The organism is Alcanivorax sp. DP30, assembly GCF_009882945.1.
GTDB lineage: Bacteria > Pseudomonadota > Gammaproteobacteria > Pseudomonadales > Alcanivoracaceae > Alcanivorax.
This window is the reverse complement of sequence record NZ_WTUY01000022.1, coordinates 1-26,020: the sequence shown is the minus strand read 5'-3', so window position 1 is coordinate 26,020 and position 26,020 is coordinate 1. Positions and strand designations below refer to the sequence as shown.

General features: G+C 58.4%; 24 protein-coding genes and 1 tRNA gene. 12 read left to right on the top strand and 13 right to left on the bottom strand.

All coding sequences use genetic code 11. From position 1 onward, the window contains the following. Positions 1-123 precede the first annotated feature (123 nt). The 5 genes from GQF00_RS15360 to GQF00_RS15340 all read left to right on the top strand — a co-directional run bounded on the left by GQF00_RS15360 (position 124) and on the right by GQF00_RS15340 (position 6,461). On the top strand, positions 124-1,251 hold the full coding sequence (locus tag GQF00_RS15360) for an isocitrate/isopropylmalate dehydrogenase family protein (protein ID WP_161320055.1): 1,128 nt from the start codon (positions 124-126) through the stop codon (positions 1,249-1,251). A gap of 35 nt (positions 1,252-1,286) precedes the next feature. After that, a complete protein-coding gene (locus GQF00_RS15355; RefSeq protein ID WP_161320054.1) occupies positions 1,287-2,534 on the top strand; it encodes an aspartate aminotransferase family protein in 1,248 nt (415 codons plus the stop codon). Between the two features lie 165 nt (positions 2,535-2,699). Next, positions 2,700-3,671, top strand: coding sequence for a D-2-hydroxyacid dehydrogenase (locus GQF00_RS15350; RefSeq protein ID WP_161320053.1), 972 nt, complete (start codon positions 2,700-2,702; stop codon positions 3,669-3,671). A gap of 75 nt (positions 3,672-3,746) precedes the next feature. Beyond that, entirely contained in the window at positions 3,747-5,153 is a 1,407-nt protein-coding gene (locus GQF00_RS15345; RefSeq protein WP_161320052.1) for an amidase, read from the top strand. A 102-nt stretch (positions 5,154-5,255) separates the two neighbouring features. After that, positions 5,256-6,461 carry a pyridoxal phosphate-dependent aminotransferase gene (locus GQF00_RS15340; RefSeq protein ID WP_161320051.1) on the top strand — a complete coding sequence of 402 codons (1,206 nt, stop codon included), beginning with the start codon at positions 5,256-5,258 and terminating at the stop codon, positions 6,459-6,461. A gap of 271 nt (positions 6,462-6,732) precedes the next feature. On the opposite strand, the gene secF is transcribed toward GQF00_RS15340, so the two are convergent. The 10 genes from secF to lptF form a co-directional block, all read right to left on the bottom strand. Further along, the gene (gene secF / locus GQF00_RS15335) at positions 6,733-7,641 is read right to left on the bottom strand and encodes a protein translocase subunit SecF (RefSeq protein ID WP_161320050.1); all 909 of its coding nucleotides are present in this window, start codon (positions 7,639-7,641) and stop codon (positions 6,733-6,735) included. Between the two features lie 27 nt (positions 7,642-7,668). Continuing rightward, positions 7,669-9,549 (bottom strand): protein translocase subunit SecD, encoded by a 1,881-nt coding sequence (gene secD / locus GQF00_RS15330; protein ID WP_161320049.1) that lies wholly within the window; start codon positions 9,547-9,549, stop codon positions 7,669-7,671. Positions 9,550-9,622: 73 nt separating this feature from the next. Continuing rightward, positions 9,623-9,985: a preprotein translocase subunit YajC gene (gene yajC / locus GQF00_RS15325; protein WP_161320048.1), complete on the bottom strand. Its 363-nt coding sequence runs from the start codon at positions 9,983-9,985 to the stop codon at positions 9,623-9,625. Positions 9,986-10,004: 19 nt separating this feature from the next. Continuing rightward, positions 10,005-11,117 carry a tRNA guanosine(34) transglycosylase Tgt gene (gene tgt / locus GQF00_RS15320; RefSeq protein ID WP_161320062.1) on the bottom strand — a complete coding sequence of 371 codons (1,113 nt, stop codon included), beginning with the start codon at positions 11,115-11,117 and terminating at the stop codon, positions 10,005-10,007. Positions 11,118-11,126: 9 nt separating this feature from the next. Next, positions 11,127-12,170: a tRNA preQ1(34) S-adenosylmethionine ribosyltransferase-isomerase QueA gene (gene queA, locus GQF00_RS15315; protein WP_161320047.1), complete on the bottom strand. Its 1,044-nt coding sequence runs from the start codon at positions 12,168-12,170 to the stop codon at positions 11,127-11,129. Positions 12,171-12,427: 257 nt separating this feature from the next. After that, on the bottom strand, positions 12,428-12,901 hold the full coding sequence (locus GQF00_RS15310; RefSeq protein ID WP_161320046.1) for an RDD family protein: 474 nt from the start codon (positions 12,899-12,901) through the stop codon (positions 12,428-12,430). A 74-nt stretch (positions 12,902-12,975) separates the two neighbouring features. Beyond that, a tRNA-Leu gene (locus tag GQF00_RS15305) sits at positions 12,976-13,062 on the bottom strand. A gap of 40 nt (positions 13,063-13,102) precedes the next feature. Continuing rightward, on the bottom strand, positions 13,103-13,813 hold the full coding sequence (locus tag GQF00_RS15300; RefSeq protein ID WP_161320045.1) for a PP2C family serine/threonine-protein phosphatase: 711 nt from the start codon (positions 13,811-13,813) through the stop codon (positions 13,103-13,105). A gap of 1 nt (position 13,814) precedes the next feature. Further along, positions 13,815-14,876, bottom strand: a complete 1,062-nt coding sequence (lptG, locus tag GQF00_RS15295; RefSeq protein ID WP_161320044.1) for an LPS export ABC transporter permease LptG — start codon at positions 14,874-14,876, stop codon at positions 13,815-13,817. Beyond that, entirely contained in the window at positions 14,873-15,982 is a 1,110-nt protein-coding gene (gene lptF / locus GQF00_RS15290; RefSeq protein WP_161320043.1) for an LPS export ABC transporter permease LptF, read from the bottom strand. The genes lptG and lptF overlap by 4 nt, the downstream gene beginning before the upstream one ends. A 253-nt stretch (positions 15,983-16,235) precedes the next feature. Here lptF and GQF00_RS15285 point away from each other — a divergent pair, with 253 nt between their 5' ends. The 6 genes from GQF00_RS15285 (at position 16,236) to GQF00_RS15260 (ending at position 22,836) form a co-directional block, all read left to right on the top strand. Further along, entirely contained in the window at positions 16,236-17,705 is a 1,470-nt protein-coding gene (locus GQF00_RS15285) for a leucyl aminopeptidase (protein WP_161320042.1), read from the top strand. Positions 17,706-17,775: 70 nt separating this feature from the next. Then, complete coding sequence (locus GQF00_RS15280) at positions 17,776-18,195, top strand: DNA polymerase III subunit chi (protein WP_161320041.1); 420 nt, start codon at positions 17,776-17,778, stop codon at positions 18,193-18,195. A gap of 24 nt (positions 18,196-18,219) precedes the next feature. Continuing rightward, complete coding sequence (locus GQF00_RS15275; protein ID WP_161320040.1) at positions 18,220-18,549, top strand: hypothetical protein; 330 nt, start codon at positions 18,220-18,222, stop codon at positions 18,547-18,549. A 113-nt stretch (positions 18,550-18,662) separates the two neighbouring features. Continuing rightward, positions 18,663-21,440: a valine--tRNA ligase gene (locus tag GQF00_RS15270; protein WP_161320039.1), complete on the top strand. Its 2,778-nt coding sequence runs from the start codon at positions 18,663-18,665 to the stop codon at positions 21,438-21,440. Between the two features lie 29 nt (positions 21,441-21,469). Next, a complete protein-coding gene (locus GQF00_RS15265) occupies positions 21,470-22,036 on the top strand; it encodes a TetR/AcrR family transcriptional regulator (protein WP_161320038.1) in 567 nt (188 codons plus the stop codon). An 8-nt stretch (positions 22,037-22,044) separates the two neighbouring features. After that, a complete protein-coding gene (locus GQF00_RS15260; RefSeq protein WP_161320037.1) occupies positions 22,045-22,836 on the top strand; it encodes a class I SAM-dependent methyltransferase in 792 nt (263 codons plus the stop codon). Between the two features lie 6 nt (positions 22,837-22,842). Here GQF00_RS15260 and GQF00_RS15255 read toward each other — a convergent pair whose 3' ends face one another. Next, positions 22,843-23,532 (bottom strand): TetR/AcrR family transcriptional regulator, encoded by a 690-nt coding sequence (locus tag GQF00_RS15255; protein ID WP_161320036.1) that lies wholly within the window; start codon positions 23,530-23,532, stop codon positions 22,843-22,845. Between the two features lie 50 nt (positions 23,533-23,582). Next, complete coding sequence (locus GQF00_RS15250; protein ID WP_161320035.1) at positions 23,583-23,810, bottom strand: DUF2061 domain-containing protein; 228 nt, start codon at positions 23,808-23,810, stop codon at positions 23,583-23,585. 187 nt (positions 23,811-23,997) lie between these two features. Here GQF00_RS15250 and yegS point away from each other — a divergent pair, with 187 nt between their 5' ends. Then, positions 23,998-24,900 (top strand): lipid kinase YegS, encoded by a 903-nt coding sequence (gene yegS / locus GQF00_RS15245; protein ID WP_161320034.1) that lies wholly within the window; start codon positions 23,998-24,000, stop codon positions 24,898-24,900. On the opposite strand, the gene GQF00_RS15240 is transcribed toward yegS, so the two are convergent. Continuing rightward, positions 24,892-25,482, bottom strand: coding sequence for a tyrosine-protein phosphatase (locus GQF00_RS15240; RefSeq protein WP_161320033.1), 591 nt, complete (start codon positions 25,480-25,482; stop codon positions 24,892-24,894). The two genes, yegS and GQF00_RS15240, sit on opposite strands and share 9 nt — an antisense overlap. Positions 25,483-26,020: the final 538 nt, after the last annotated feature.

Genomic DNA, 26,020 nt, shown 5'->3' with positions numbered 1-26,020 from the left:
GTCACAGGGCAGACACAATGATGATCCTTTGGCCGGGTAAAAACCTTGATTGCAGCGATGCCGAGGTTCCGGTTTTAAGCGCGTTGCTGATAGCTGGAAGCTCGCCGCTGACAGGAGTTATGGATGACGGAAACGCTGAAAATCGCCCTACTCCCCGGTGACGGTATTGGCCCCGAGGTCATGACAGTCACCGAGACCTTGTTGGCGCAGCTGGTGGAGCGCTTCAAGCTGCCTCTGGAAGCGGTGAATTTCGACTGGCCTTCCCATGCCTGGCATCAACAACATGGAGAGATGATGCCGGCAGACGGCGTCGAACAACTACGCGCCTTCGATGCCATTCTGCTGGGCGCCCTGGGAGACCCCGGACCCATCGATGACCCACAGCGCTATGTGCTTTCCGACAGTGTTTCCCTTTCCCCCCTGCTGGAACTGCGCAAGCAACTGAATCTGTGGGCCTGCGAGCGCCCCGCCCGCTGGTTGCCCGGCGCCCCCCAGTATCTGGCTGACGCACGGGCCAACGATGTGGACATGCTGGTAATCCGGGAAAACAGCGAGGGGGAGTACAGCAATCAGGGCGGTCGTTTACGCGCGGGCACGCCCAGCGAAGTGGCGACCCAGGTGGAAGTCTTTACCGCCGGCGCCACTGAACGCCTGATCCGGCATGCCTTCGAACGCGCTCGCCAACGCGCCACAAAGCGCAACATCACTCGACACTTTGCCAACGACACCACGGCTCAGGTGTGTCTGATCACCAAACGCAATGCGCAACCCTTCTGGGGCGACCTGTATACCGAAACCTTTGAACGCATTGCACAGGAATATCCGGATGTAGACACACATCATGAACTGGTGGATGCCGCCTGCATGAAATTCGTGCAATGCCCCTGGCGCTTCGATGTGGTGGTGGCCAGCAACCTGCACGGCGACATTCTCACAGACCTGGCCGCGGTACTGTGCGGCGGCCCGGGGCTCGCGCCCTCAGCCAACCTTAATCCGGCGGATGATCGTATACCTGCGTTGTTTGAGCCGGTGCACGGCAGCGCCCCGGACATTGCGGGCCGCAACATGGCGGACCCCAGGGCCACCCTGATGAGTCTCGCCATGCTGCTGGATAATCTGGCCCCGAAACATCCGGCCATCGGCAATGCGGCACAACATCTGCATGACCTGATTGCAGAGGATCTGAAAGACGCTTTCTCGGGAACAAGAGAAACCGGGCAACGACTGAGTCAACGACTGGCTGCGGGATAACCCCAACGGCCAAAGCGCGACAGAAAGGAGGCGCCATGAGTCATCTGTCCCCCCTGCTGGTACAGTCCAGTGGCATTTGTGCGGAGCGCGGCGAAGGTAGCTGGCTCTACGACAAGGACGGCAATCGCTGGCTGGATTTCACTTCCGGCATTGGCGTCACTGCCACCGGCCACTGCCATCCCAAAGTGGTAGCAGCCGCCCAGGAGCAGGTTGCCAAACTGGTGCATGCCCAGTACGCCACCGTCACCCACCCCAACATGCTCGCCCTGACCGATCGCCTCTATTCACATCTGCCCCAGGGGCTGGACGCCGTGGCGTTTTCCAATTCCGGCAGCGAATCCGTGGAAGCCGCCGTCAGACTGGCTCGCCAGGCCACCGGCCGGACCAATTTGATCGCATTTCGGGGCGGCTTTCATGGACGCACTCTGGCCGCGGCTTCCCTAACCACCTCCACCAGCAAGGTACGCACTGGCTGGCAACCGCTCATGGCCGGGGTCAGCATCGCTCCGTTCCCCCATGCCTATCGTTACAATCAGGACATGGATGAGTGTGTCGCGGCCTGCCTGCACGAACTGGACCATGTCTTCGCCACCGAATGTAATCCGGCAGACACCGCCGCCATGATTATCGAACCGGTGCAGGGCGAGTACGGCTACTACCCCGCCACCGAAACCTTTATGAAAGGTCTGCGGGAGCGCTGCGACAAACACGGCATCCTGCTCATCGCCGACGAGATTCAAGCAGGCTACGGCCGTACCGGAAAATTCTGGAGCCACGAACATTACGGCGTAAAACCCGACATCATCATTACCGCCAAAGGCCTGGCCAGCGGCTATCCGCTGTCCGCCATTGCCGCCAGCAAGGAACTGATGAATCACGGCTACCCCGGCTCACAGGGCGGCACCTATGGTGCCAATGCGGTTGCCTGTGCCGCCGCCCTGGCAACCCTGGATGTCATCGAGGAAGAACAACTGGTCGCCCGCGCAGAAAAACTCGGTAATGCGTTACGCAGCCACCTGGAAGGCCTGCAGAAGGAACACGACTGCATTGATGAAATCCGGGGTGCAGGCCTGATGCTCGGCGTAGAAATGGTCAGTGCCCCGCACACCCCGGACGGTGACCGCGCCGCCCGGATTCTCAAACATTGCGAACAAAACGGTATGCTGATGTTGCGCTGCGGCAGCCAGGGACAAGTGGTCCGCTGGCTACCACCACTCACCGTCACCGAAGCAGAAATTGACAAGGCCGTTGGCCTGTTCGAGGCGGCCCTGAAAGAAACCTGAAAAACAGCAACAAGCTGCAAGCTACAACGCGCTTCAGTGTCTTGCAGTTGAAAGCGGTTTCCGCCGCGTCAACAGCCCAACCGCGGGCTCAGAGTCTGAAAAGGATCAGACCTTGCCCGCGTTGAAGCTTGTGGCTTGCGGCTTGTAGCTAACGAAGGAGTTTAAATGACACAACCCACCATCACCGTCCTGCTCGCCGAAGACGAACCGAGCCTGCCTGGTCTGGATTCCCTTGCCGGTCAGGCCGAGGTGCGTGAGGCGCGGACGCGGGGGGAGTTGCAAGCGGCGCTGCCGGTGAGCGATGTGCTGGTGGTGACGGATTTCCGTACCGGGATGCTTGAAGCGGTGTGGCCACAGAATTGTCCGGTGCGCTGGGTCCATGCCACCAGTGCCGGTGTGGATGCGCTGATGATCGAGCCGATCCGCAACAGCGAGATCGTGGTCACCAACGCCCGCGGCATTTTTGATCGTGGCATTGCCGAATACGTGCTCGGTGCCCTGCTGCTGTTTGCCAAGGACACGCTCACCAATCTGTCACTGATGAAGGAACACCGCTGGCAACATCGCGAAACCCGATTGCTGCGGGACAGCCAGGCTGTGGTAGTGGGCGCCGGTTCCATAGGCCGCGAAGTAGCCACCCTGCTCGGGCTTCTGGGTGTCAACGTCATCGGCACCGCTCGCAATGCGCGCGAGGATACCGTCTTTGAAAAGGTCCATGCTCAAGAGGATCTGCCAGATCTGCTCCCGGACGCGGACTACGTCATCATTACCGCACCACTGACATCAGACACCGAAGGCCTGTTCGATGCAGACCAGTTCCTGCGCATGAAACCCGGCGCGGTGCTGATCAATGTGGGTCGCGGCCCCATCGTGCAAACCGACGCCTTGCTCGCCGCCCTGCAAAGCGGACGGCTGGGCGGCGCAGCGCTGGATGTCTTTGAAGAAGAACCGCTGCGCGCCGATCACCCGCTATGGGATCAACCCAACGTGATGATCTCTGCCCATATGGCCGGAGACTTCATCGGCTGGCGCGCGGCACTTGGCCAACAATTTGTCGATAACTTTCAACGCTGGCAACAAGGGGAACCCCTGAAAAACCCCGTCAGCAAGGAACATGGCTATGTAAGTAACGCTTGATGCCAGAAGCCTGAAACAACAACCCAGCCCGGGCTTCTGACCCAAGCGATGAGCGTCAAACCAGGAGGTACGCCGATGAGCAAGGAACTACTGACCATGAGTGCCCAGGCACTCAAAGCCGCCTACCAGACAGGCGCCTTATCGCCGGTGGAAGTTTGCTCCACCCTGCTGGATCATATTGAAAAGCACGATGAAGCATTGAATGCCTGGTGTCTGATCGACCGTGACACCACACTGCAATGGGCTCAAGAATCCGAGCAACGTTACCAGAATGGTAAATCTGAAGGTCTGCTGGATGGGGTGCCGGTGGCGGTCAAGGATGTGTTCCTCACACCCATGTGGCCGACGGTGAAGGGGTCAAAAACCATCGACCCGGAATCCACGCTCAATAAACGCTCCCCTGCCGTAGCGGCACTGGAGCGCCACGGTTATGTTCCTCTTGGCAAGACAACCACACCGGAATTCGGCTGGAAAGGCATTACCGACAGCCCTCTATGCGGCCCCACCAACAATCCCTGGAACCCGGCCCGGACCGCAGGGGGCAGCAGCGGTGGCAGCTCCGCCGCCGTCGCCGCGGGTATGGCTCCGCTGGCGCTGGGCACTGATGCCGGCGGCTCCATCCGCATTCCTGCCGGTTTCTGCGGCATCGTTGGCCACAAGCCCACCTTCAGTGAAGTGCCCCACTGGCCCGCCAGCCCCTTCGGCACGCTCGCCCATGCCGGCCCCATGACCCGCACGGTAGCGGATGCGGCACTGATGATGAACGTGATGACGGAAGCGGATCCCCGCGACAGTCTGGCGGCCCCCCGTCGCCACATCGATTACGTCAAGGAGCTGCATCAGCCCATGAAGGGGCTGCGCATCGCCATGAGCCCCAATCTGGGCTACGTAGACGTGGATGCGGACATCGACAAGGCCTTCAAGGAAGCCGCCAAGGTGTTCGAAGCCCTTGGCGCCATCGTCACCGAAGCCGACCCGGGCTTCAGTAACCCGCTGGCCGCCTTCAGTCACCTTTTCTACAGTGGTGCCGCCAATGCCATGCGCGACCTCGGCGATCGCCAACGCAGCCTGATGGATCCGGCTCTGGTGGAAGTGGCAGCCAAGGCAGAGAAGCTCAGCATGCTTGATTACCTCGGCGCCATGAACGAGCGCATGGCGGTGAGTGAACGCATGGCGGTGTTCCACACCAAATACGATCTGTTGATCACCCCCACCCTGCCCATCGAAGCCTTCGACACCAACCGTGAAGTGCCGGTGGACTGGCCCAGCACTCGCTGGCCCACATGGACGCCGTTTACCTACCCCTTCAACATGACCGGCCAGCCAGCGCTGTCGGTGCCCATGGGGCTCAACAGTAATGGCATGCCCATGGGGTTGCAGATTGTCGGCGCCCGATTCGACGATGCCCGGGTGCTGGCCGCCGGCCATGCCTTCGAACAGGCGCAGCCATTCGTTCACCTGCCGCCAATGCTGCAGGACTAGCCTCTCTCCGTAGGAGCGTCGCTGGCGGCGCGATTCCGGCGATGGTTATCGCGCCGCCAACGACGCTCCTACGGCAGGACTGATCGCCAACAGGAGAACATGATGGGCAATATCAATCTGGACACGGATTTCTACGAAAGCGAAGACCCGATCTGGAACCCGGCGTTGCTCACCATTCCGGTGCCGGGCATTCGCCGCATGGTGAACCTGGCCGCAGATCTGGACGACGTGATCCACCTGTCCATCGGCCAGCCGGACTTCAAACCACCAGGGCATGTCATTCAGGCCGGGGTAGACGCCCTGAACGCAGGCCAGACCGGCTACACCATGGATGCCGGCTTGCCGGAATTGCTGGAAGCACTGGCGGACTATTACAGCCAACGTTACGGCCGCCCACTGTCTCCGGAAAACATGATGATCACCACCGGGGCGACGGAAGCCATTTATCTGGCCCTGACAGCCACCTCCGCACCGGGACGGGAATTCATTGTCCCGGATCCCTCGTTCATGCTTTATGGCCCACTGATTCGCATGAACGGTGGCACGGTAAAACACATTGCCACCCGTGCTGAAAATGACCACCAGCTGGATCCCCAGGAAGTGATCGACGCCATGGGGCCCAACACCTTTGCCGTGGTTCTCAATTCCCCCAGTAATCCCACCGGCACCATCTACCCACGTGAAACCATCGAAGCCATTGTGGAAGAAGCTGCCTATCGGGGAATCCATGTCATCAGCGATGAAGTCTACGATCATCTGATCTATGATGGCCGTGAATACCCCAGCGTGCTGTCCTGCTGCTCGGATCTGGATCACGTGATGGTGATCAGCAGCTTCTCAAAAACCTTTTCCATGGCAGGCATGCGAGTAGGTTGGCTGATCGGCAGCCAGGGCGCCATCAAGAAACTGCGCCGCTACCACATGTTCACCACCACCGTAGCCAACACACCTTGCCAATGGGCCGGCGTCGCGGCCTTGCGTGGCAGCAACCAGTTTATCGACAGCATGGTGGAAGAATACCAGCAACGCCGCGACCGCCTGGTGGAGTTAGTGGAACAGACCCCACACCTCACCGGCTACCGACCGGAAGGCGCGTTCTATCTCTTCCCTTCTCTTCCGGAGGGAGTGGACGGCGCTAACGTGGCCCTGAAAATGCTGCGGGAAACCGGCGTCTGCACCATCTCCGGCGACACCTTCGGCGAAGCCGGCAAGAGCGCATTGCGCATCAGCTACTCCACCTCCCTGGATCAGATTGAAGAGGCCTTCGAGCGGATTATTCCATGGATGAAGAAACAAAATTTTTCGTAAAGCTGCAAGCCTCAAGCTGCAAGTTACAACGCGAGAAAGGCCATCTTGAGCAACAATGCCATACCCCGCTTGATGGCTGAAAATTGTGCGCGGGCAAGGCGCCAGGATCTTCTGCCACACTACTCTGTGTTGCAGCTTGAAGCCTGTAGCTTGCTTCTTAATCGCCTGCAGGCAGGCTCCTACGGCAGTACTCAAACAAAAAAGCCGCGAACGAATCGCGGCTTTTTTGTTTTCGCTGTTAACTTTTAATCATTAACTTTTAACTGCTTTTTCATGGCATTTCATCAATCTCTTCCGGCTCAGGAATCAGGAAGTCTTCCTTGCTTACCTTCATCATGAACAGAATGTTGCTGACCACATAGATCGATGAATAGGTACCAACGAACACACCCACTAGCAGCGCCTCAGAAAACGCACGCATCACTTCACCACCGAAGAAATACAACGCCACCAACACCAGCAAGGTAGTCAGGGAGGTGTTGATTGTCCGGCTGAAAGTGGCGTTCACGGCACTATTGATAATCGTATCCGGATCATTCTGCCGGGAATTACGAAAGTCCTCCCGGATCCGGTCTGCCACTACGATGGAGTCATTGAGCGAGTAACCAATCAGGGCCAGTACCGCCGCCAGCACCGTAAGATCAAACGGCCACTGCACCAGCGAGAAAATACCCAGCACGATAATCACGTCGTGAAACAGGGCCACCACCGTGGCAACACCAAACTTGTTGGAAAACCGGAACCAGACATAAACCATCATCAGCCCCAGAGCGAGCAACATGGCAGTGCCGGATTCGTCGCGCAGCTCATCCCCTACCTGGGGACCGACGAACTCCACCTTCATCAACTCAAGTTCTTCATTGTGCAATTTTAGTGCGGCAAAAACGTCGTAACCCACTTCATCCGCATTGGAGCCCTCCCGTGGCGCCACACGAACGTTCACTTCCTTGGGTGAGCCGTAATGCTGCACCACGGCATCGTTAAAACCGGATGCCGCCAGATCGGAACGGGCCTGTGACAACTCCACATCCACTGGGCTCTTCACCACCACGGTGGTACCACCGGTGAAATCCAGGCCCAGGTTGAGACCACGGGTCACCAGCAGCACCACCGAGGCAATTACCAGCAACAAGGAGAGAACACCCAACGGTTTGCGGGCGCCCATAAAATTAATGTTCATGGTTCCTTTACTCATCGCATCACCGCCTTAAATACTCAGTTTCGTCGGTGCACGAGCGCTGCGCCCGTAGACCATTTCCGCCATGGCACGGGTACCAATGATAGCCGTGAACATGGAGGTGAGAATGCCGATGAACAGTGTCACCGCGAAGCCCTGAACAGAACCGGTACCAGCAGCAAACAGGATCACGGCCACGATCAGTGTGGTGATGTTGGCATCCAGAATAGTGGTAAATGCACGGGCGTATCCTTCCTCGATGGCCTGGCGGGGGTTGAGGCCACGACGCAGGTCTTCCTTGATCCGTTCGAAGATCAACACATTGGCATCCACCGCCATACCCACGGTCAGCACGATGCCGGCAATACCCGGCAGGGTCATGGTGGCACCGGGAATCAGGGACATGATGCCAACAATGATGATCAGGTTGCCCAGCAGAGCCACATTGGCAATCAGGCCGAACAGCTTGTACCAGACGATCATGAAGATCAGCACCAGCGAAAGCCCCAGCGCCATGGACTTGAGGCCCGCTTCAATATTCTCGGCCCCCAGGCTTGGACCTACGGTGCGCTCTTCCACAATGCTGACCGGCGCGGCCAGGGAACCCGCACGCAGAAGCAGCGCCAATTCGGAGGCTTCTGCCGGGTTATCCAGCCCGGTAATACGGAAGCGGCTGCCCAGGGTGTCCTGAATGGTGGCCACATTGATCACGTATTTGTCGGTGGTGCTGGTGATCTTGTCCACCATCTTGCCATCTTCGCCCTCGACTTTTTTCACGTCAGTCTTGGTTTCGATAAACAGCACGCCCATGGGGTTGCCCACGTTCTTGCCGGTAATCCTCTGCATACGGCGGGCACCGTCGGAATCCAAAGTCACGTTCACTTCCGGAGAGCCGGACTGCTGATCGAAACCCATACGAGCATCAATCACCTGATCACCGGTGGCGATCTTGGATTTATTCAGGGCCACAATACGGCCTTCCTGACCCTTGAAGGGAAAGAACTCCAGCCCCGGAGGAGCAATCCCGGTACGCAGACGCGCAGAAGATACGCTGTTATCGACCAACCGGAATTCCAGGGTCGCAGTACGGCCCAGAATCCGGCGAGCCTGGGAGGCATCCTGAATCCCCGGAAGCTGTACCACGATGCGATCCGCCCCCTGACGCTGAACGACGGCTTCTGCCACGCCAAGTTCATTCACTCGCTTGTTCAACGCGGTACGGTTCTGGTCCACCGCATAGTCCTGCATTTCCTTGAGCGCGCTGTCGTTCAGCACCAGCACCACTTCCGGCGAATCCCCCGCGGGCTTCATGGTGAACTTGTCCAGCGCCTGACGGAGCGATGCGCGGGCCGCGTCGGCGGCCACCTGATCCGCAAAGGTGACGGTCAGGGTTGTGCCATCCATTTCCACACTGCGATAGCGCACACCGGCATCCCGCAGAGTGAGCTTGGCATTGCCTGCCCAGGCTTCCATCCGGCTGGAGACGACCGCATCCATATCCACCTGCAGCAGGAAGTGCACACCACCACGCAGATCCAGCCCCAGATTCATGGGGCTGGCACCGATGGCGCGCAGCCATTCAGGCGTGGTTGCCGCCAGATTGAGAGCAACAACATAATTGTCGCCCAGCGTTTCAGAGGCCAGCTCGCGGGCACGCAACTGGGCTTCGGTATCAGACAGACGCACTAACAGAGACGTGCCTACGACTTCCCCGGGCCCATGTTGAAGGCCGGCCTTATCCATGGCGCTCAGCACACGTTGGCGAGTCATATCGGAGACTTCACCACCAGCTTCTGCGTGGCTGATCTGGATAGCCGGAGCATCCGGGTAAAGGTTAGGCAGTGCATAGAGGCCGCAAACAACAAGCGCGGCCAGAAGGAGAAAAAATTTCCAGCGTGGATAGCGGGTCATAGCTCTTTCCGGTGTTTATTCCGGTTGTGTCCGGTGTAATAAAAAGCCCCGTACAGGACGGGGCAGAGTCTTTTTAGATGGACTTGATGGTGCCCTTGGGCAGGGTGGCCTGGATGCTTTGTTTCTGCAGCTTGATTTCCAGGTTGTTACTGATTTCCACTACCACAAAGTCATCGGTGACCTTGGCAATCTTGCCGAGGATGCCACCGCTGGTGACGACCTCATCACCCTTGCCCAGGTTCTCCACCAGGCTCTTGTGCTCCTTGGCACGCTTCTGCTGCGGGCGAATCAGGAAGAAATAGAACACTACCATCATCACAACCAGCATGATCAGTTCGACGCCACCCGGGCCAGCCGGTGAGGCAGGTGCAGCAAAAGCCGGGGACACCATGGCAGACGCCAGCAGGGCCAACAGGGAACGCATTGCGATTTTCATTGTTTACTCCAGTAAGCAGTCATAACGCCGGGGTTTGCTCGCCCCGCGCGGCATAGAAGTCGTCCACAAAGGCGGACAATGTACCCCCTTCAATGGCCCCCCGCAATCCAGCCATCAGGCGCTGGTAATAGCGCAGGTTATGGATGGTATTGAGCTGGGAACCAAGCATTTCGTTGCAGCGATCCAGATGGTGCAGGTAGCTGCGCGAGAAATGCTGGCAGGTATAGCAGTCACAACCCGCCTCCAGGGGAGACAGGTCATGACGATGTTTGGCATTGCGGATCTTGATCACGCCTTGCGCGGTAAACAGATGGCCGTTACGGGCATTGCGGGTGGGCATCACACAGTCGAACATGTCTACTCCGCGGCGTACCGCCTCCACAATATCCTCCGGCTTGCCCACTCCCATCAGATAACGGGGACGATCTTCCGGCATGTGCGGCGTCAGGTTACCCAGGGTACGCAGCATCTCTTCCTGGGGTTCACCCACGCTGAGGCCGCCCACCGCATAACCATCAAACCCGATATCCACCAGCCCTTCGAGGGATTCGCGGCGCAGGTTGTCATACATGCCGCCCTGCACGATGCCGAAACAGGCGGCATCATTGCCTTCATGGGCGTCTTTGGAGCGTTGGGCCCAGCGCAGTGAAAGCTCCATGGAATCCCGGGCCTGTTGCTCAGTGGCCGGGAACGGCGTGCATTCGTCAAAGATCATGCAGATATCACTGCCCAGGGAGCGCTGCACCTGCATGGCCTTTTCCGGTGTCAGTTCCACCTTGTCGCCATTGATGGGGTTCTTGAACACCACCCCCTGCTCTGAAATCTTGCGCATTTCCCCCAGACTGAACACCTGAAACCCGCCCGAGTCGGTGAGAATCGGCTTGTCCCACTGCATAAAGCCGTGCAGGGAACCGTGGGCCTCGATGACCTCAGTGCCAGGACGCAGCATCAGGTGAAAAGTGTTGCCCAGACAGATTTCTGCGCCGGTGTCGGCCAGATCCTTTGGCAACATGCCTTTCACTGTGCCGTAGGTACCTACCGGCATAAAAGCTGGCGTCTGGATGGTGCCGCGCGGAAAGGTGATCTGGCCGCGCCGCGCAGAACCATAGGTAGCATTGAGAGAAAACTGCATTCGAGACATTCAACGCCCCTCTGCGGGAGGCATATCCACCCGCTCAATAAACATTGCATCGCCGTAGCTAAAAAACCGGTATTGCGCGTCAATTGCTGCCTGATAGGCGGCCATGACCCGGTCGCGACCGGCGAAGGCGCTGATCAGCATCAGCAACGTGGACTTGGGAAGATGGAAATTGGTCACCAGACAATCCACCAGCCGGAACCGGTAGCCCGGATAGATAAAGATTTCAGTCTCACCCTGCCCCGCCATCAAGCCGCCGGACTGACTGGCCGCCTCCAGGGCGCGCAACGCGGTGGTACCCACCGCCACAATCCGCCCCCCGCGAGCATGGGCCCGGGCCACCTGCTCCACCAGAGTCTCAGGGATCTGATAGCGCTCGCTGTGCATGTGATGGTCTTCCACCTTGTCCACGCGCACCGGCTGGAATGTCCCTGCTCCTACATGGAGGGTCACATAGCCGATATCAACCCCGTGCTGCTCCAGCGCCGCCAGCATCGCCTCATCAAAATGCAGCCCGGCGGTGGGCGCAGCAACGGCCCCCGGCTCGCGTGCATAGACTGTCTGGTAACGCTCCATGTCTCCGGCTTCGTCCGGACGATCGATATAAGGCGGCAGCGGCACATGGCCGATCTGCTCGAGAGCACCGAGCAGGGTATCGCAGCCATGGAATTCAAGGATGAACAACGCGTCCCGTCGCCCTGTTACCTGGGCTCGCACGCCCTGATCGAATTGCAACCAGGAGCCAGGCTTGGGAGATTTGGAGGCGCGCACATGAGCCAGCGCTTCGTGATCATCCACCACCCGCTCGATGAGCACTTCCACCTTGCCACCACTTTCCTTCTGGCCGAACAGGCGGGCAGGAATGACGCGGGTGTCATTGAAGATCAACAGATCACCGGGGCTCACATGACTCAGCAGATCCGGGAACTGCTGGTGCTGCAGGTCATCACGAGTCAGCGCCAGCAGACGCGCATCGCGGCGCTGGGCAGGCGGATGGCGGGCTATCAGCCCGTCCGGGAGTTCAAAATCAAAATCGTCGACGTTCACGTACTGTACCGGCACGGAAGTTCAAGGGAGGGCAAGGATACCCGGTATTGGAAAGGGAAAAAACACCCTTAAAGGCTTCTACTGAGTCCCCGTAGGAGCTCCTCTCGAGGGGTGAATCCGAGTCTTGGCGAGGAAATGCAACGACGCCAGGCTCCAAGCTCGATCTGGAGAAACCCGACAGCCCTTTCTCGCTAAGGCGTGATTCGTCCCTCAAGAGGAACTCCTTCAGCGGCTTTGCGAGAGGGGCAGAGGAAGAATCAGCTCTTCTTCGGCTTTTTCGGCAGCTGCACTGTAGCGGTGGCAGACAGTCGATCATGCAGAGTCTGATGAGGCTCAACCAGTACCACAAGATAGCCCGCGCCAAACAGCGCCCAGGACAGACAGGCAGCGGCAAAACGGGCCACTGTCTGCCACAGCTTCACCGGGCCGCCCCGGTAATCGCGGACCTGCAGCCGCCAGGCGCGCATGCCGAGGGTCTGGCCACCGCGCACCCAGAACCAGGCGTAGAAGGCCCAGGTCTCAACCATCAACAACGGAAACAGCAGCCCCTTAAGGTATGCCGGCGCGGCACGGTCCACACCATTGATGGACTCCATCGGCAAACCCAGACCGGGATACACCAGTACAAAAATTCCGGCAGTGACAAACCACAGCGCCAGCACCAGAAAGCCATCGTAGACCAGCGCCATCAGGCGCTTGAACAAACCGGCAGGGGGGGCATAGTCGATCATCCCGGACTCCATCTCCAAGGTGTCACTGCGTCGGACATAAAAAAGCCCGCAAAAAGCGGGCTTTTTTATTCATTTGGTACCAGAGGCCGGACTTGAACCGGCACGCCCGCGAAGGCAACGGATTTTGAATCCGTCGTGTCTACCAATTCCACCACTCTGGCAGTGGGGCGGGAGTATACCAGCCCGTGTCGGCTTTTCCAGCTATTCTTCCCTGTCTGCGGCGACAATTACTGCGGTCACATTATCCCGGCTACCTCTATCCAGTGCCGCCTTGAGCACTCCAGACAGAGAAACCCGGTGACGCATCAGGGAGGCCAGGTCTGCCACCCCCAGCACTGAATGGATTCCATCGCTGCTCAATAAAAAGCGCTCTGTTCCCCGCGTTTCAAAACGGATCTGGTCCAGCTGCAGCCTTTCACCGATACCTACCGCCTGGTAAATCACATTGGCTCGCGGGTGACTCATGGCCTGCTGCTCGTCGAGCTGGCCGGCATCCACCAACGCCTGCACCGGGGTGTGGTCACGGGTCAGCATGGCCATGGCGTCATCATCAAACCGGTAGAGGCGGGAGTCACCTGCCCACACCACGGCCGCTTCCCCACGATAAATCAGAAGCACCACCACCGTGGCCCCCATGGGCTTGCTGCGCATGTTGATCGCTGCATGGTGACGAATCGCATGATTCGCAGTTTGCAAGGCAGTTTCGACAGCCACCAGACGATGCGTAATACCGCCGCCGAGAGACAAGGTTTCCAGGCTTTCCCGCACCATGCTGGCGGCCAGGTCCCCGGCCTCATGCCCTCCCATGCCATCGATGACCGCCCACAGCCCCTCGCCATCGCGGCAGACCAGGGCATCTTCATTGGTTGCCCGTCGTCCCTTATGGGTGCGTCCCTGCCCACGCCAGATCATCTTATCGCACCCGTTGCAGTAGCCAGATGCCCAGCACAAAGCACAACACAGGCGGCAACGCGGCAGCCACCAGCGGCTCGGTGTGGAACACCAGTGACAACTGGCCAAAGAACTGCTGGCCGTAATGGAAGATCAGACCGGCGACAATGCCCGCGGTAAGGCGCAGCCCCATGGTCACTTCACGCAGCGGCCCAAATACGAATGAAATGGCAATCAGCACCATGCCAATAGTTGCTACCGGCATGAACAACTTCTGCCAGAAGCTGAGCATGTAGTCCGCGGTTTCCAGCCCCTGCCGTTTCAGGTAGGCGGTGTATTCCAGCAACTTTTCCAGTGCCAGATTATCCGGTTCGAGTACCACAATGCTGAGCAATTCGGGTGTCAGCTTCGTCACCCACTCCCCATTGCTCTGGTTGTATACCTGGGTGCGCTCGTTGGTCAGACGGGTTCCGCTGATACCTTCAAGGACCCAGACGTCACCCTGGTAAATGGCGCGCTCCACAAACTGGGTTTCCTGCAGCTTGTGGCTTTCATCAAAGCGATAGCGGGTCAGGCCGTACAGCACGCCGTTGGGCTGGACCGCATTGATATGGATGAACTCCTTGCCTTCACGATGCCAGTAGCCGTATTTGGAGCGCAGCGCTTCTCCACCACCCTCTGCCATGGAGCGGTTACTCTGCGCCACCTGCTCGGTGTACGGGGTCAGATATTCACCCAGCGGGATGGACAGGATAATAAGCAGCAGCACCGGGCGCAGCACCAACCAGCTTACCCTCAGGGTAGACACCCCGGCAGCGCGGATCACGGACAGCTCGCCACTGTTGGCCAGCAGTCCGAGACCGATCAGGGTACCCAGCAGAATCGCCATGGGCAGGTATTCATACACCCGGCGCGGGGTCGTCGTCAGAATGAACTGCAACGCCTGCCAAACCTGGTAATTGCCCCGCAGCGCTTCCAGTTCGTAGATAAATCCGAAAAGGCAATCAAGGCCGACAATAATGGCCAGAATCGCCATGGTGGGCACCAGCACCGTGCGCCAGAAGTACCGATTCAACAATTTCATGTGCTGACCCTCCGGCGGAAAATGCGTCCGCCGAAATACAGCAGGAACACCGTGATGGCTGCCACCAGATGGATCCAGGCCATATGCAGATACCAGGGGAGCGGCCCGCCGCGATGGTCTTCAATGGCGCTGCGACAAACCAGCAGCATCCCCACGTAAAGCATGTAGCCCAGCACCGCCGGTATCAGACGATAAAAGCGGCCCTGGCGTGGATTCACCCTGGCCAGCGGAATGGCCGCCAGTGCCATGATCGGCACGGTCAGAATCAGGGAAATACGCCATTGCAATTCCGCCATGGCGTCCTGGTTATCGCTGCGAAGCGTGACAAGTTCCCTGGTGGAACGTCCGCGCACCTCAGGAGGGCGGCTGTCCGATTTTTCTCCGCCAATGCGCACCCTGGCTTCATCGAATCCGATTTCCCGGTAATCCAGCTGCCCGGGCTTACCCTGATACTGGAAGCCATCCGTGAGCAATAGATAACTGACGCCCTCTTCCATGACCAGCTTGCCGCTCTTGGCCCAGACCGTCAGCAGCCGGTTGGCTTCGCCCTGCCCCTCGAAACGGGCATCGGCCACAAACACATTCTCCAGCACACCCTTTTCCCGATTCAGGTGCTCCGCATAGGTGGCTCGCTGGGCATTGCGCGAGCCCTTCACATGGAAGCGGCCGGGCGTGAGCAGCTCCAGCACGGAACGGTCTTTCTGCTCTTCAAAGATACGGGTGACTTCCGCATCCCCGCGCGGGGTGATGTACAGGGAAAACATACCGACCAGAGTGGTCGCTGCCAGCACCGGCACGATCAGGGAGCGCACAATACGGCCATGGCCCTGGCCGCCCGCCTGCAGCACGACCATTTCGTTATCCATGTGCATACGGCCCAGCACCAGCAATAGGGCGATATAAAGACTGAGCGGCACGATCATCTGCAGGAATTCCGGCATCCGGAATGCCATCACCAGAAACAGGGCATCTGCGGCAATTTCACCCGCGGCCGCTTCCGCCAGGTATTTGATGAAGCGCCCACTGACCAGCACCATCACCAAAATGAAGGTGACCATGACCGTGGTCATGAACAATTGTCGATTGATATAACGATGAAGAATCAAGGGGTGGCCCACTCGTCCCTGTCTGCATGAAAAGCATCAATGCCAGTAAAGGCAGGCAATGCCTGCGGCACCGATACCCTCCGCTTGAAAACCGCCACCGGCAACGCACACCACCGGAGACCACGGAGAATTGCGCCTAGTGTAACTGACAGGCCATCAAAGGTGATAATGCTTCCCGCCCCCGATTGCGTTTCCTGCGCCGAGGCCCCACTATTTCCCGATGTTGGCAGTACCTTATCGACTTGGAGACAACATGGATTTCGCAGCAAGTAACCGGCCCCTGGACAAAATCAAAGCCGACGCCCTGATTGTAACAATGGGCAAGAAAAGCGACCTGCCCGCCGTACTGCCGGAAGAGACCGGCAAGCAATTGACCGCTCTGATCAAAGCTGGCGACTTCAATGGCGGCAAGGGCCAATCCGTATGGCTGCATGGCCCTGCAGGCATCAGTGCAGACCGCATCCTCCTGATCGGCACCGGCGACAGCCAGCCCAGTGATCAGCAATGGCAGACCCTGCTGCGCAATGCCGTCAAAACACTGAATACTGCCCCGGTAAAACACGCTATCTGGCTGCTGGACGATACCCTGCCCCAGCCGCTGGAGTGGCAGGTTCGCGAAGGCGCGCGCCTTGTAGAAGAAGGCATCTACCGTTTTGACCAGTATCTCAGCCAGCCTGCCCCGGCCGGCAAGCTCGCCAAGTGGACCTTCTGGCACGCAGAAAAAGACGCTGCCCTGACCAAGGCCCACAAAACCGGCAAGGGCGTGGCCGAAGGGGTGAATCTGGCACGGGATCTGGGCAACCTGCCCCCCAATGACTGCTACCCGGAATATCTCAGCGGGGTAGCAAGGGATCTGGGCAAGGCCTACGACAAGCTCACCGTCAAAGTGATCAGCCAGGCTCAGGCTGAAAAAATGGGCATGGGCGCCTTTGTGGCAGTCGCCAAGGGCTCCGAGCGCCAGGGACAAATCATCGTCATGGAATACAAGGGCACCAAGCCCACCAAGCAAGGCCCTGTCGCACTGGTTGGCAAGGGCATTACCTTTGATACCGGTGGCATTTCCCTCAAGCCCGGTGCCAGCATGGACGAAATGAAGTACGACATGGGCGGCGCCGCCAGCGTCTTCGGTACGGTGAAAACCGTTTGCGAGCTGGACTTGCCAATCCACATGGTGGCCGTCGTCGCGGCAGCGGAAAACATGCCCGATGGCCGAGCCTCCCGCCCCGGCGATATCGTCAAGACCCTGTCCGGCCAGACCGTGGAGATTCTCAACACCGATGCGGAAGGCCGTCTGGTGCTGTGCGATGCGCTCACCTATGTGCAGAAAAAGCACAAGCCGCACACGGTCATCGACATTGCCACGCTCACCGGTGCCTGCGTGGTTGCCCTGGGCTCCCATGCCCAGGCAGTGTATGCCAACGACGACGACCTCAGTCAGGCCCTGCTGGCTGCCGGCCAGGCCACTGGCGATCGCGGTTGGCCCATGCCCCTGTGGGACGAATACCAGAGCCAGCTGGACAGCCCCTTCGCAGACATGCAGAACATCGGCGGTCCCAAAGGGGGTTCCATCACAGCCGCCTGCTTCCTGTCACGCTTTGCCAGGGACGTGAAGTGGGCACACCTTGATATCGCCGGCACCGCCTGGATCAGCGGCGGCATGACCAAGGGCGCCACTGGCCGCCCGGTCCCCATGCTCACCCGCTACCTGATGGACAACGCCTGATGGCTGATGCCGGGCGCCCGACAAGGCCACACCCGTCCAGCGTCCGGCGTCGAGCTTCAGGCTTATTAACATGACGGAAGTGACCTTCTATCTCAGCAGCAAGATCGGCGACAGTGTTCGCCAGGCGCTGGCCTGGCGAATCGCCGACAAGGCCCTGAAACAAGGGCGAATGGTGTATGTGCATTGCCAGAATGAGGCCCATGCACGCCAGCTGGACAGCGAATTCTGGCAAACTCCCAAAACCGGCTTTTTGCCCCACATGGTGCAGAACGAAGGACAAGCCCCCGTCATTCTGGGCCATGGACCGGATCCCGGCGACCATCACGACGTGCTCATCAATCTGACCGACCAGGTACCGGATTTTGCCTCCCGCTTCCAAAGGGTGGCAGAAATGATCAGTGGGGCAGACAATGAAAGACAGGCCGGACGCCAGCGCTTTCGTTTTTACCGTGAGCGTGGCTTTCCCGTCACCACTCACGAACTGGGCTAAACTGCCCGCCTCAGGATCACAGGAATGAAAGACGACCAGGAATCACGCAAGCAGGCGTTGCTTCAGGAACTGGGCGACATCCAGTCCCTGCTTGATGATATGGAATCGTCTTCTTCTGCCAGTCACACCCCCACGTTGGACAGTGAGCAGATTCGCAAGCTGGCCAGCGAGCGAACCAATCCATTTCTGGCCCGGCCCAGCCCGCCCCCGGCGAAACCGGCACCCCGACCACAGCAGCAATTGAGCAACGCTGACATCGAGCGGATTGTGGATAGCCTGGTCGAGGAAGCACTGCCCAAGCTGGAAAAGGCCCTGCGGTTGCGGCTACGCGACGCCCTGCGCCGCAAAACCTGAACACCCCTACTCCCCGCCTGCCGACCACGACAGGGCGCGACGTCGCCGCCCGGCTTCGTTATAATTCGCCCTCATTTTTGCTGGCAACTCTCTTCAGGCAACAGGCGCTGATCATGGAAAAGACTTACCAACCCGATCGTATTGAGCAATCCTGGTACGAAACCTGGGAAAAGGCGGGCCACTTCAAGCCCTCCGGCCAGGGGGACTCCTTCTGCATCATGATCCCGCCACCCAATGTGACCGGCAGCCTGCATATGGGGCACGCCTTTCAGGACACCATCATGGACACCCTGGTGCGCTACCGCCGCATGCAGGGCCGCAATACTCTCTGGCAAGTGGGCACCGACCATGCCGGCATCGCCACCCAGATGGTGGTAGAGCGCAAGCTGGCAGGTGAAGGCACCAATCGCCATGAACTGGGCCGTGAGAAATTCCTCGAGAAAGTCTGGGAGTGGAAAGGCGAATCCGGCGGCACCATTACCCGCCAGCTGCGCCGCATGGGCGCCAGCGTGGACTGGACCCGCGAGCGCTTCACCATGGACGACGGCCTGTCCAATGCCGTGCGCGAAGTGTTCGTGCGCCTGCACAAGGAAGGCCTGATCTACCGCGGCAAGCGCCTGGTAAACTGGGACCCCAAACTGCATACAGCCATCTCTGATCTGGAAGTGGAGAATGTGGAAGAACAGGGCCACATGTGGCACTTCCGCTACCCGCTATCCGATGGTTCCGGTCACCTGGTGGTCGCCACCACCCGCCCGGAAACCATGCTCGGTGATACCGCCGTGGCGGTACACCCGGATGATCCGCGCTACAAGGACATGATCGGCAAGACCATTCGCTTGCCGCTGGCAGATCGCGATATCCCCATCATTGCCGATGACTACGTGGATCCAGACTTCGGCTCCGGCTGCGTGAAGATCACTCCCGCCCACGACTTCAACGATTACGAAGTGGGCAAACGTCACGACCTGCCGATGATCAATATCCTGACCATCGATGCGGCACTCAATGATGAAGTGCCGGAAGCCTACCGAGGCATGGACCGCGTGGAGGCCCGCAAGAAGGTGGTGGACGACCTGGACGCCCTGGGTCTGCTGGAAAAAGTGGCCGACCACACGCTTCAGGTACCGCGTGGAGACCGCTCCGGCGTCATCATCGAACCCTACCTGACGGACCAGTGGTTTGTTGCCGTGGAAGAACTGGCCAAGCCGGCCATTGCCGCCGTGGAAAATGGTGATATCCAGTTTGTTCCCAAGAATTACGAGAACATGTATTTCTCCTGGATGCGCGACCTGCAGGACTGGTGCATCTCGCGCCAGCTATGGTGGGGCCACCGTATCCCCGCCTGGTACGACGCCGACGGCAATGTCTACGTAGGTCGCAGCGAAGAGGAAGTGCGCGCCGAGCATAATCTCGGCGACACGCCCCTGAGTCAGGACGATGATGTTCTGGATACCTGGTTCAGTTCCGCACTGTGGACTTTCTCCACCCTGGGCTGGCCCGAAGATACGGACGCCCTGCGCACCTTCCATCCCACCGATGTGTTGGTGACTGGCTTCGACATTATCTTCTTCTGGGTGGCCAGGATGATCATGATGACGCTCAAGTTCACGGATCAGGTGCCCTTCAAGAAGGTCTATGTCCATGGTCTGGTGCGGGACAATGACGGCCAGAAGATGTCCAAGTCCAAGGGCAATGTGCTCGATCCGCTGGACATGATTGACGGCATCAAGCTCGACGAGCTGGTAGAAAAACGCACCAAAGGATTGATGCAGCCACAGAAAGAAAAGCAGATCACCAAGCGCACTCACAAGGACTTCCCCGACGGCATTAATGCCTACGGCACCGACGCCCTGCGCTTTACCTTCCTGTCTCTGGCTTCCACTGGCCGTGACATCAAGTGGGACATGGGACGCATCGAAGGTTACCGGAATTTCTGCAACAAAATCTGGAATGCTGCCCGCTACGTAATGATGAACACCGAAGGGCAGGACTGCGGCCTCGACGGTGAAGTGGAACTGTCCATCGCTGATCGCTGGATCATTTCCGCCCTGCAACGCGCCGAGCAAGAAGTCAGTGAAGCACTGGATGGCTTCCGCTTTGACGTGGCCAGCCATGCCGCCTACGAATTCATCTGGAACGAATACTGCGACTGGTATCTGGAACTGTCCAAGCCGGTGCTGTACAGCGACGATTATTCCGAAGCCCAGAAGCGTGGCGCCCGCCGTACTCTGGTACGGGTACTGGAAGCCATCCTGCGTCTGGCGCATCCGTTCATGCCGTTCATTACCGAAGAAATCTGGCAGCGCATTGCGCCGCTGGCAGGCAAGACAGCCGCCGCCGGTGAAGACGCCATGACCATCATGCTGCAGCCCTTCCCGGCACCGCAGCATGACCAGATCGACAGCGACGCAGAAACCGGCATCGCCTGGATCAAGAATGTTATCACCGCCGTGCGAAACATCCGTGGCGAGATGGGTATTCCCCTGGGCAAGGCGCTGCCGCTGTACCTGCACAATGGCAAGGAAAGCGATAAAGCCCTGCTGGATGCCAACCGCACCTTCCTCAGCAAGCTGGCCAAACTGGAATCCATTACCTGGCTCGCACCGGAAGATTCCGCTCCCGCTTCGGCCACCGCCCTGGTGGGAGACATGGAAATCCTGGTACCCATGGCTGGCTTGATCGACAAGGAAGCCGAGATCAATCGACTCGGCAAGGAAATCGACAAGTTGCGCAAGGAAGTGGGCCGCGGAGAAGGCAAGCTGAAGAACCCGAACTTTGTCGACAAAGCGCCTCAGGCGGTCATCGACAAGGAAAAGGCCAAGCTCGATGACTACCGCTCACAACTTGCCAAGCTGGAAGAGCAGCTGGAAAAAATCAAGTACCTCTAAGCTGTCAGGACAGCAAGGAACTTTAAGTCATGGATGACCCGCGCCGCGCCCGCATACTCATAGCCGCCCAGGAAGTCTTCGCCCGCGAAGGCTTCCGCACCGCAGAGGTAAAAACCATTGCGGAGCAAGCGGCTGTGGGCAAGGCCACCATCTACAAATTCTTCGCTTCCAAAGAAGCATTGCTACTCACTATCGTAGAAGAGAACCTTAACGATATTCGCGACATCATCCTGTCAGCACTGATGAGCGTGGAGACACCGCTACAGCGCCTGGAAAACCTGTGCCGCAAGGTCGCAGGTTATCTGGAACAGAACCAGGCCTTCAGCCGGGTTCTCATTCAGGAGGCCGGGGATTTCATGGGGGATATCCAGCGTCAATACCTGGCTCTGATTGAGCAGAACCTGCCCGTGGCCGACGCCTTTTTCAATGAACTTCGCAAAGACGGCTACTTCGTTGCCCTGCCCACTTACGATACCATCCTGTTAATGGTAAATCTGGTGATCGGCACCACCTACACTTGGGCCCTCACCGGCGAAGGCAGCCTGGAGCAACAGGCCACAGATTACATGAAGGTGCTTATCCGCGGCCTACGATAGGAGTTTTCATGCGTCTCACGCTCATTCTCACCGCCCTGCTCACCAGTTCAGTGATGCACGCATCCACCCTGCAACATCTGGTTGATGCCTCTCACCGCACCCCAGCAGAAAAAGCCCGTGATGAGTACCGGCACCCGGTAGAAACACTCCAGTTCTTTGATGTTAAGAAGGATATGACCGTGGTGGAGGTCTGGCCAGGCGGCGGCTGGTACACGTCGCTGCTGGCGCCGTGGCTGCATGATTCAGGGACCTTTTACGCGGCACACTTTCCCGAAGACAGCGATATCGCCTTTTATCGCCGCTCTGTCACCCAATTCAAGACCCGGTTGGCACAACATCCCGACATTTACGATCACGTTCGGGTTACCGCCCTGGCCCCTCCTGCCTACTCTGTTATTGCCCCCGCCGGTACCGTCGACCGCGTGCTGACATTCCGGAATGTACACAACTGGGCCAAGGCAGGAAAAAGTGAAGCCGTATTTGCCAGCTTCTACAAGGCTCTGAAACCCGGAGGCATTCTCGGAGTGGTTGAGCACCGTGCCCCGGAAGTACGACCGCTGGATCGCCAGATCGAGACGGGCTACATGAGCGAAGGGTATGTAATCGAGCAAGCGCAGCAGGCCGGCTTCAAGCTGATCGGGCGCTCCGAGATCAACGCCAATCCGAAAGACCAGGCAAACCACCCGGCCGGCGTATGGAGCTTGCCGCCCACGCTGCGACTGGGCGACAAGGACAGGGAGAAATATCAGGCGATCGGCGAAAGCGACCGCATGACGCTAAAGTTTATCAAGCCGGAATAACGACGTTCAGGATGCGGGCACCGGGCGATCAAGCATCCCCGGTGTCACTTCCCCCAGCACCAACGACTCGGCAATCCCGATGGCAACTCGCTGGCACTGCTCCAGCCTATCCTGGGAAAAACCGCCATCATCAAAGATGTAGAGGGAGTAGTTTTCCAGCATCCACAGCATGGTGCGGAACACCAACGGATCGTAGTCACGGCCCGTAAAGCGGCTGATCTGGGATGCCAGCACCTCAGACGCAATCCCTTGGGCACGCATCCGGTGAGGGGCCAGCGCAGAGTCCGATGAGCGAGCCTCCTCCATCATCAACTTGATGATAGGCCCCATACTCACGTGATACTCGAAGTAGACCTTGGTGGTGTTGCGGATAATGTCGTTGGCCGAGCCCGCCTGCTTCACTTCCTTGTGGAAATGCAGAAGCATGTTGTCCACAAAGATCCGGTAAATGCTTTCCAGCACATCCATCTTGTTGCGGAAATACTTGTAGAACGTCCGGCGGGATACATCAGAGGCATCCAAGAGATGCTGCACGGTGGTTCTCTGCAGGCCACGCTGCGCAAACACCTGCATGGAGTGAATCAGAATCTCAGCCCGCGCCTGGGAGCGCTGCGCCCCATCCTCACGTGCATGCACCTCAAGTACCTGGTTAACAACCTGGCGAATTGCATCTATGTCACTGCTACGACTTTGCACCTGACATCCACCCCTGAAAATGTATACTTGGCGATAGCTTAACCAACGGCCTATGCAGAGTAAACACTGAGTTTATCCTGTGACATGACCGTTTTATTCAGGGATTGTCCGTTATTGCGACGTTTCCACACTTTCTCGTGGAAGTGATACGCCACCGTATTCACACAAGGCTCAACCATGGCGGTCAACCCGCCAATACGCCAATCTCCGGTCATCACCCAGACCACGACAAACGCCACCGAAAAATGCACTGCCGCAAAGCTCATTGTCTTGATCATGGCTGCCTCCATTTAATGATAATGATTATCAGGTATGCTTTCGCCATTCTCTATAACTATCCCTGTATGGTACTGATAGCCAAACCCGATAAAGAGCATCAACAGTTGTAAAGTCAGGCCAACAACAGCGGACGCAGCAACAATCGCCCGCTAGGATTTAGCTATTCATTTCAGCAGAGGACATGCGATGAGTGACCGAAAATTTCTTATCCTGCATGGCAAACAAGCCAGCAACGACGCCCTGCGCAAAGCCGTACAATCACGCCGGGACACCGGCGAGGATCTGGCTGTCCGGGTCACGTGGGAAGGAGGGGACGCTGAACGGTACGTCCGGGAAGCCCTGGGTAGTGGTTACAAGACCATCATCGCGGCCGGTGGGGATGGCTCCATACGTGACATTGCCAATGCCATGATTGCCAGCGAAAAGGACGACCTGGCCCTGGCGATCGTGCCACTGGGTACCGCCAATGACTTTGCCACCGCCGCAGCCATCCCTGAAGACGAAGCTGACGCCCTCGCGCTACTGGATGGTGAACCCATTCCCTGTGATGCCGTTAAGATCAACGATCAGTACTTCATCAATATGGCAACCGGCGGGTTTGGAACGGAAGTCACCACCGAAACCTCCGAAGACCTCAAGAAGATGCTGGGCGGCGCAGCCTATTTCCTGACCGGACTCAGCAAGTTTACTGAGATCAAGGCCGCTTCAGGTACGTTTACCAACAACGACTTCCACTGGCAGGGAGAGTTTCTTGCCGTGGGACTGGGCAACGGCCAACAGGCCGGGGGAGGGCAACGTCTGTGCCCTGATGCCGTTATCAACGATGGCTTGATCGATGTGGCTATCCTGCCCGCGGACATGGATCTGCTTGCAGGGGTCAGGGAGCTTTTTGACAGCGAGGCTCGCCAGGATCCGGACTATGAAGGCCTCTTCATTCGTCACCGGGTGAGCACCCTCACCGTCGAAACTCCCTCCCCCATGCATTTCAATCTGGATGGTGAGCCAATCAAGGACACCCGCTTTGAAATCAAGGTTCTCCCGGGCAGGCTCGCACTCTATCTGCCGGGCGATTGTCCGCTATTAGGCTGACACCTTGCCCGGTACGCCCGCCGCACAGTGCAGGATGAAATCCCGCACTCGCTGGCGGCGGGAGTCCAGCTTGTGCCCATACAACGGGAAGTGCTCCCAGACCTGATGATCGCGAACACCGAATCGACGTGTTGCCACCGCCACCACCATCATTCCGGTCCGAATCACCCCCATTTCGCAGTGAATCAGACAGACACTCCCCTCACGATCCAGCTCGACCATAAACTGCTGGATCTGGAACTCGGTTGGCGGCGTGTCCTGGGCCATCGGGATATTTACCAGGCGAATCTGGTTGTGCTCACAAAAAGCGGCCTGGCGGGCATACCAATCTTTCTTGGGGTACTCGGATTCCTGCCGCAAATTGATGATTGTGTTCACTCGCAACACGCGATGGACCACCCACAGCCCCACAGGCCCCAGCGTGCCGCTGCGATAAAGCTTCCCAGCCTTAACCGGGCGAAAGTGATACATCAGCTTGTGATAGCGATACACAAGAAAGGCGATAGCGACTGCAGTGCACAACAAGGCAATCAACATGGCATTGGTCCGGGCAATGAAGTTGCTGCCCAGTATTAGCGACAATCTAGTAATTCTGGTTAAGGGGGAGTTGCGATCCGATGACAGGCATGGGCATGGCGTAATGTTCGGGTTTTCTTGATGCTAGGGATGCTCGTGCCTCCTGGCGGTGTGGAGGCCTCGGGTAGTCGGATTCGAGGCGGCTGGTAGCCACGTGTTTTCTCCGTAGAAGCCTGCCTGCAGGCGATGGATTGGGTGAAGATCGCCTGCAGGCAGGCTCGTAGGGCGGGCGGTGTTGGGCGTCGGGCGTGTTGCGTGTATCTGCGTGGCATGACCCACTCAGGTAACAAGCATGCTTGTAATCCCTTCGGGACGCCTGCGGCGCACCAAGCTGGCCCCTGCGGTGCATCGCTTGTCACATGGCGGCTTCGCCGCAAGGTAGGGAAAGGAATTCCTCGTGATCCTAAATACAAAAAAAGCCCCTTAGCGAACTACGCTAAGGGGCTTTTTTTGTATTTAAGAGCCTGACGATGACCTACTCTCACATGGGGAAGCCCCACACTACCATCGGCGATATGTCGTTTCACTTCTGAGTTCGGCAAGG